This window comes from Roseiconus lacunae (assembly GCF_008312935.1).
GTDB lineage: Bacteria > Planctomycetota > Planctomycetia > Pirellulales > Pirellulaceae > Stieleria > Stieleria lacunae.
The window spans coordinates 590,993-598,663 of the sequence record NZ_VSZO01000012.1; the positions used below are offsets into that span (position 1 = coordinate 590,993).

General features: G+C 55.1%; 6 protein-coding genes. 2 read left to right on the forward strand and 4 right to left on the reverse strand.

Annotation, left to right across the window (positions count from 1 at the left end; all coding sequences use genetic code 11):
• The first annotated feature begins 1 nt into the window (after position 1).
• Complete coding sequence (locus tag FYC48_RS18440) at positions 2-1,783, forward strand: serine/threonine-protein kinase (RefSeq protein WP_149498182.1); 1,782 nt, start codon at positions 2-4, stop codon at positions 1,781-1,783.
• Positions 1,784-1,800: 17 nt separating this feature from the next.
• On the opposite strand, the gene FYC48_RS18445 is transcribed toward FYC48_RS18440, so the two are convergent.
• Positions 1,801-2,442, reverse strand: a complete 642-nt coding sequence (locus FYC48_RS18445) for a response regulator transcription factor (RefSeq protein WP_149498183.1) — start codon at positions 2,440-2,442, stop codon at positions 1,801-1,803.
• 306 nt (positions 2,443-2,748) lie between these two features.
• Here FYC48_RS18445 and FYC48_RS18450 point away from each other — a divergent pair, with 306 nt between their 5' ends.
• On the forward strand, positions 2,749-4,203 hold the full coding sequence (locus tag FYC48_RS18450; protein ID WP_390622146.1) for a sigma-54-dependent transcriptional regulator: 1,455 nt from the start codon (positions 2,749-2,751) through the stop codon (positions 4,201-4,203).
• Positions 4,204-4,341: 138 nt separating this feature from the next.
• Here FYC48_RS18450 and FYC48_RS18455 read toward each other — a convergent pair whose 3' ends face one another.
• The 3 genes from FYC48_RS18455 to FYC48_RS18465 all read right to left on the reverse strand — a co-directional run.
• Positions 4,342-4,905 (reverse strand): HupE/UreJ family protein, encoded by a 564-nt coding sequence (locus FYC48_RS18455; protein WP_261345076.1) that lies wholly within the window; start codon positions 4,903-4,905, stop codon positions 4,342-4,344.
• 109 nt (positions 4,906-5,014) lie between these two features.
• The gene (locus tag FYC48_RS18460) at positions 5,015-6,064 is read right to left on the reverse strand and encodes a hypothetical protein (protein ID WP_149498186.1); all 1,050 of its coding nucleotides are present in this window, start codon (positions 6,062-6,064) and stop codon (positions 5,015-5,017) included.
• Between the two features lie 705 nt (positions 6,065-6,769).
• Positions 6,770-7,671, reverse strand: a 902-nt coding sequence (locus FYC48_RS18465; protein WP_235034317.1) for a hypothetical protein, incomplete at its 5' end; no start/stop codon positions are given.

Sequence of the window (7,671 nt, forward strand, 5' to 3'; positions counted from 1 at the left end):
GATGGGTCCATCGGAAATACCTAGCGGTGCGACGCCTGACGCCTTTCTTGATCAAGCATTGGCATTTCAAGCCGATCGAGCGTCACGTGGACTCCCTCATGAATTCGACATGGTACTCGACCGATTCCCGGTCCTTCGCGGTAATGCCGATGCCGAGCTGGCGGTGCTTTATAACCACTATCGTCTGACGCCATCGGATGACCAAGCTGCCAAGCAACGTCAGCTCGTCGAACAGTTTCCCCATCACGCCGAAGCACTAAATCGACAGATCAGCTTTGGACAAATCGTCGATTCATGTCTAGGTGACGAGCAGGCCTCTTGGACCGGTGCGGACACCATTGTTGAATCCGATGCCGGCCATGCGAGACAGCGTCAACTCTCAACTCCACTAAAGTCACTTGATCAAATTGGTCGGTTTCAAATCGAACGTTTGATCGGACACGGTGGGATGAGTAGCGTCTACCTCGCCCTCGATACGGTGATCGACCGTGAAGTGGCCATCAAGATTCCAAGGCCGCGCAAGAATGGGGTCCAAGCGTTTGACGAACGCTGCTTTCAAGAAGCAAAGATTGCCGCAAAATGTGAACACCCCGGCCTAGTCGATATCCTCGAAGTCGGACGTTGGCAGGAGTATTTCTTCTTAGTCACCCGTTTCGCCAATCGCGGCGACTTGGCGACCTGGATGCAAGAACATCCCGGTCCGCAACCGGTCGCCCACGTTGTCGAACTAATGCATGCCGTCGCCGAAGCGGTCGGGCACTGCCATTCACTTGGTGTGATGCACCTGGACCTCAAACCGGCCAATCTACTTTTCACCACTGACGAACACGACCCTAGCTCATCCGAATTCTTCCCGGGCAAAATCCAAGTCGCCGACTTCGGACTCGCACGCCTTTTAGATCTCGATGTATCGCAGACCTCGACGAATCTTTTCGGAACGCTGCTGTACATGTCCCCCGAACAAATTGATGGCGGGCGTAATCAGCTCAGTCCGACGATCGACGTGTTCGCACTCGGTGTCATCCTCTATCAACTGCTGACCGGACGTCACCCGTTTGAATCCACCTCGACAATCGTCTTGATGCAACGAATCCACCGAGGCGAACATCGAGGTTTCGAGAAGGGCAGCGACATCCCTCTCGACTTACAAACGATTTGCAAAACGTGCTTGGCGATCGAGCCGGAAAGCCGATATCGCGACGCAAGGGAACTTGCCGCGGACCTAAAACGTTTCCAGAACCGAGAACCGATCGCCGGATTGCCCGAACCGATCTACAAGAAAGTCCGGCGGTGGTGTCGCCAGGAAGTGCGGATCGAGCAAGCCGCGATGATCTCCGCGTTCGGTCATGGATCGATCATCATCGGCTTCATCGCAGCCGTCGCGATTTTCGCATGTTTTGAGTTTTCATTTCCTGTCTCGGTCCCGGAAATTGCGATCGACTCGTTGAAGCTCACGTTGTTTCCGCACCTACCGGCAATGCTGATCAGTGCGGCCGTTTTGCGCGGCCGATGGACTTGGCAATGGGCCAATGTATTGATCGGCCTGTGCACTTTCGGCATGGTGCTGATAACTTTCATCAGTGGCGAAAGTCCCGTTCGACGTTACGCAGGCGAACCGTTCGCGTTTGTCACCGCACACCTACTCGTCCTCGGGATCGCTTTTGTCACTCTGCTTCCACAGCTCGCTTCGATCCCCGCGCTAATTCAGCTCCGAAAACGTGAAGCGGCCAACGGCGAAGCCGTCAACCGAAGCGTGAGCGATTCAGACACGGCACCTGCTTAGACCAAGCCGGTGTCTGCTTAGACCAAGCCTTTGCGAACCGCGCGAACGGCAACATCTGTTCGGTCACTCGCCCCGGTCTTGCGGAGAATATTTTGCACGTGCTCTTTGACGGTTTCTACACTGATTGCGAGTGACTTTGCGATCTCGCGATTACTCAACCCAAATGCGATATGCCGCAAAACCTGCGACTCACGACCGGTTAAAGGGAAGTCCTCGTGTGCCTTACCAGCCCCGTCACTGCCACAAAGTTTCGAACGCAAGCTATCCAAACGACCTCCGGGACAACTCGTTCGATTCGTCGACACGTGTTGAATCACACGTTCGATGACTTCCAACTCATCGGTTTTTAAGACGTAGTCCTGGGCACCGTTTGCCACCGCCCGTGCCATATAAACGGAGTAGTCATACGCGCTGAAAAGAACGACGGGTAGATCGGGATGATCGCCGCGAATCTCTTCAAGCAACGAGAGACCATCCATCTTTTTCATTTGAACGTCAATCAAGACAACATCAAATTCTTCTTCGTTGATACAGCGAAGAGCAGACTCGCCGTCTTCCACCGTCTTGGCGATCGAGACCGAAGTCCCTTCCATTAGTTGCGTCAAGCCGACTCGGGCGGCTTCATGGTCGTCGACGACCAGCGTTTTCAGAGACATCATTTTCCCAGCCTACGCCTTAAGTGTGTTCCGAACGGGATTGTCATTAATCCGCGTTGGCGAACTCCGCCTTGGTATGACGCATTTTCGCCGGACAAGAAGTATGGCGCGTTCGTCGGGACACCCCCAGCCTCACCCCCCGAAATAATGGCAGTAAGCGTGGTTTGTCAGCAGACGCTGCAGTGGAACCTTGATAAATGCTCACGATCTAAATGAGTATTTCCGACCACACTTCGTTGCCCGAGTCTTAACGATGACCTAGGAATTGTTGAGGATTTTCATCCTCGCATCTCGTCCGTTTTGACTTCGATGACACCGAGCAACATGACTCAATCGGCCTCCATCCTGCTTGTAGACGACGACTGGCACTTAGTTCAGTCGATGGCAGATTGGCTGCGTCAACTCGGTCACAGTGTCGATGTCGCCGATTGTGTAGACGGCGCGAAAGCATCGCTGCAACAACGCCGCTACGATCTGATGATCACTGACCTTCGGCTTCGTGAAGAAGATGGGTTTGTCCTCATCGGGCATGCGCGGAATCATCATCCCGAAACCACCGTCTTGGTCATGACCGGTTATGGGACGCCAGACACGGCACTCGAAGCGATCAAGGCTGGCGCGTTTGACTTGTTGACCAAACCGCTGATCGACGACGAACTTAACCTCGCCATCAGTCGTGCCGTTTCTCAGCGCGACATCGAACGCGAGAATGAACAACTCCGCGAACGACTTGATCGCCGTACGGGACTCGAAGGAATCATCAGCCATGACTATCGGATGATGAAGATTTTCGACGTGATCGATAGCGTCGCCGACGCGAGAGCATCGATCTTGATCACCGGCGAAAACGGAACCGGAAAAAGTATGATCGCGCGGGCGATCCATGAACGTAGCTCACGCCGTGGTAAACCATTCGTCGAAGTCGCGTGCGGTGCATTACCCGACAACCTGCTCGAAAGCGAATTGTTCGGCCATGTCAGAGGAGCCTTCACCGGGGCCGCGACGGACAAGGTTGGAAAGTTTCAGCTTGCCGATCAAGGCACATTGTTTCTCGACGAAATCGGGACCGCCACGGCAGCGATGCAAGTCAAACTGCTGCGGGTCCTACAAGAATTCCAATTCGAACAACTCGGCGGTACCAAAACACAATCGGTCGACACCCGAGTCATCTTGGCGACCAACGAAGACCTCTCCAAAGCGGTTTCGGAAGGCTCATTCCGCCAAGATTTGTACTATCGAATCAATGTCGTCAACATTGTCCTGCCGTCACTCCGCGAACGCGTCGGCGATATCCCGTTGCTGGTCGATTACTTCTTACGCGAAGCCGCTGAAACCTGCGGACGCGAAGTCGATGCGTTCACTCCCGATGCGATGGCTCAAATGCAATCGTATCAGTGGCCCGGAAACGTTCGCCAATTGCAAAACGTCGTCGAACGCGCGGTGCTGCTTTCTCGAGGAAACCAACTGACATTGGAGGACTTGCCACCGGAGGTATTAGGCAAGATCGCGGATCCGATGTCACCATCGATGAACGAGTCCCCGATGGCCCCCCCCAACCTTTCTGTGACGCCCGTCGACCTGCAAAACAAGAGCTTGCGTGAGGCGCTCGAAGGGCCGGAACGCGAAATCATTTTGCATAGCTTGCGGCGGAACAACTGGAATCGAGCCGCGACGGCTGAGTCGCTCGATATCAACCGAACGACGCTCTACAAGAAGATGAAGCGTCTCGGTTTAGATGACCCGCGATTGCAATTTGCTCAGTAGTCTTGATCCGCACTGAGCAAACGATCAAGAAGCTGATCAATGACGGCTTCGAAGCCGCTAGGCTTTCTCCGCGTTCAATACAGTTCAACTGCGACGAACGCCGTTCGGCTAGCCGCTATCGCAGATGACGGCGAAACTCTAGGCTTGAAACAAAAACGCTGCCCCGGCGATCGCAATGACCGCGCCGGAAAATCGCAACGCGGCAGTTCGTTTTACGCTACCGGTCAGATACATTCCCGCGGCAACGCCCAGTAGATGCAGCAGGGCAGTAGCGACAAGCAGCCCAACAGCGTACGTTCCAGGAGCTGCCATCGCGGGCAGCTCTGCCCCGTGAACATGCCCGTGGAACAATGCCATCGCCGCGACACCGACAAGGGTCACGCCTAACGGGTACTTCTTACCGGACGCCAAAGCGACACCGAGCACGATGACTGACAAGGCAATACCAGCCTCGATCAATCGTGTTTCGAAGCCTTCCAGGCCAATGACTCCCCCAACGGCGAGGAACGCCAGGAACGTGACTGGAACTCCCCACAGAGCACTTCCACCGATTCGAACCGCCAACACTCCGACCGCGACCATGGCCAGTAAATGATCAATGCCAAGCCAGGGATGCGCGAATCCTGCAGCAAAACCACCTGGATTTGACATCGAATGATGTGGGTGCGCCATTGCCGGCCCACCCAGAAAAACGCACGCCATGACTGCCAGCAGGATTGTCCACGTTCTCACGTCGGTTCACTTCCTATCATCGGGGGAAACTCATTGACTGCCATCGGGTTTGTCGATGACAGTGCACGCGCGACTGGGGCTAGGGTTTGATTCCCGATACCGCGATCACTTCGCCTTTGTCACCATCAAACGCTTCTCCGAGCTGTGCGATGTACAAATCCCCGTTGGGACCAAACGCACAGGAGACCGGGCCGAGCAGTTCGTTGGCCAGGACCTCTACTTTCGCAGGCCCGCCTGCCTTTGGCAACGCCACGTGAGCGAGCTTGCCCTTTGGCAAAACTTCCGTCAGCGTCCAATGGTTGTCGACAACCACGATGGAATCGCTGTTAGGGACACGCGCCATGCCCATCGGGTCAGCCAATCCCGGTAACGTCCACTGGCGAACCGCTTTCTTACTGCGCACATCCCACTGCACGATCAGGCCGTCTTCTTTTCCTCCGGCTCCGGAGTAAAGGGCGAGAACGCTATCCGATCCCCAGGGCATCGTGGCCATCGGCGAGTTGATTTCGATGCCTTGCTCGTCGGCAGAAAAGACAGGCGTCAACTTTTTCGACTCGACGTCTACCGCCAACACCCACGACTTAGCATCCGCACCTTGACCGGCGACATAAATCGTTTTGCCGTCCTCTGACAAGCTAAATCCGCATAAGTTTCCTTCACCTTTGTCCGCCGCATCATCGGACGTGGGGGACACAGCATTGGTTGGCTTTCCATCGGCCGCTTTCCCCGCCCCGTCAAAAAACATCACCGTCTCGGCACCGTCTTTCGCCCCCGAATTGGCGATCGCGATGGTCGAATCATTGACCCAAACCGAAGAAAGCGGACCGAGCAAGAAACGTTTGGTCCCCGTTTCGGCATCGACCTTCCAGTATTCAGTTTCGAATCCATCGACCAGCGTTTCCGCTTTGCCATCCTTGACGACCAAGACCCGGCCATTTCCAGAGTCACAAACGGTCAGTCGCCCGTCGGGACTGAACGTCACGCTCGAAGGATTGCACAGCCCCGTGACGACAGCACGCGACTTCAAGCCTTCGGACAGACCATACTCTTGCGCCTCCAGCGAGTGAGTCAGCGCCACAAACGACAGCGTCAAAACGGAGACGAAGTCACGAAATCGGTAATTCAACATCGACATATTTCTCTCGGAGCGAATCGCAGAAAACTCATAGACCTAAGGGGACACAGCACTGCCCAGAAGCACAGCACAGTCAACCTCAGCACCGCTCGGGGACACAGCAATGGGAAACCCATTGAAAGCATCTCGAGCCGAACGGACGATTGTAGTAGCTTCAGGCAACCCCGGGAACGGTGTCACCCCAATGTGACACTCAACGAACAAGAATCACGCAGTCTCTTAACATCACCACCACGCCCCCCAAAAACGGGGACAGAGCAATCGGAGCAGGAACGGGGATAGGGCACATGAGTCGCAGCTGACATCAAAGCAAGGATTTCGGTAGAGCGTCATTCTAAGGTGTCGGAATCCACCTGACCTTCCCGTTAATCCCTCTGATATGCAAGAAGCCTTGGCGGCTCCCGCAACAATCCTCAATCCGTGAGCCTGGCGAAGCGACCGTCAGACAGCAAAGGGACACGTCATTTCATCCGATCGCACCATTTCGTGGAGCCAGCCTCCGGTAAGGCTTTCAAAAAGTGACACCGGGGTTTAGATGCACGGCAGGCAAAATGCTGACACGCCCTATCACAACACCGATAGCGATCAACCGGATTAGCGTTGCCAATACCAATAACAACAATCGCCCATTGAAAATCGGCTGAACCGACCAGCCTCATCGGTCGAAATTAAAGCTTGCAGTCCGTTGAGAGATAGTTTCTACGCCGCCGCTGCGATTAACTGCCTTGCTTCGTTGGTGATGCGAAAGCGGCGACCGGTGATTCTGCTGCGGCAGGATTCGAGTGTTTCGATCCGCGCCGCCACATGGGTGAACACCTCGTCAAAACTGTCGACCAGTTTCGTCCACGCCCGCCGGCTCAGTCCAGTCTGACTCAGTGCCGTGGGGGCTCGACCACAGGTTTTCTTTCGCTTTGGTGACGTTTGCTCGATGGTCCACTCCAGTAATTCGATGTACTGGGGCAGCGTGAGCGGCAAAAACCCCTTATCGGTGAGCCGATGAGGCGAGTCGCTTTCACAAGCTCCGAGATCGTCCCGCCGCTCGTCAATCGTCAGTCTGGCAAGAAACTCGTCACGGCGTATTGAAGGTTTGTGTTTTTGATTTCCATCGCCGCTTGTGACGTTCGCTTGCGATGATTCCAGTGGTGACTCAGCCGTTGATCCGAATTCCGATTCGATGCGAGTTTGGATGGACGAAAACTTGCTTTCCTCGACCGACTCGGCTATTCCGGCGCGAACTTGATTCAAATCAACATAGGCCGCGCAGGCGAGCAGCGACGCTTCGTCTTCGATTCGGATCGCTCGAAACCGGTCTTGCCAGAACTTACCCGATTCCTCGTCTTCGCGGTTGGCCCGCTGGGCGATTCGTTGGTTGAGAAGCCGCATCCACCAACTCGGATCGGAGAGACGGTGGCGAACCTCGGCAAGCCTTTCAGGATTGTTGCGAATCGCGTTTAGTTCGGCCTCGGTCGGTTCAGCCGGCTTACCATCAACCATGCGTGCCGGGCAAATCATCAGCCATCGCAAAGCAATTTCGCGATCATCCCAATCGGCGACGAGTTGTGGCTGCGTCCGAAGGATCAAATGATAGTGGTTCGAGAGAA

Excerpts from the sequence above, each read along its gene's own strand:
- FYC48_RS18460 (WP_149498186.1), bottom strand. The coding sequence starts at position 6,064 with ATGTTGAATTACCGATTTCGTGACTTCGTCTCCGTTTTGACGCTGTCG.
- FYC48_RS18450 (WP_390622146.1), top strand. The coding sequence starts at position 2,749 with ATGACACCGAGCAACATGACTCAATCGGCCTCCATCCTGCTTGTAGAC.
- FYC48_RS18445 (WP_149498183.1), bottom strand. The coding sequence starts at position 2,442 with ATGATGTCTCTGAAAACGCTGGTCGTCGACGACCATGAAGCCGCCCGA.
- FYC48_RS18455 (WP_261345076.1), bottom strand. The coding sequence starts at position 4,905 with ATGGCGTGCGTTTTTCTGGGTGGGCCGGCAATGGCGCACCCACATCAT.
- FYC48_RS18440 (WP_149498182.1), top strand. The coding sequence starts at position 2 with ATGGGTCCATCGGAAATACCTAGCGGTGCGACGCCTGACGCCTTTCTT.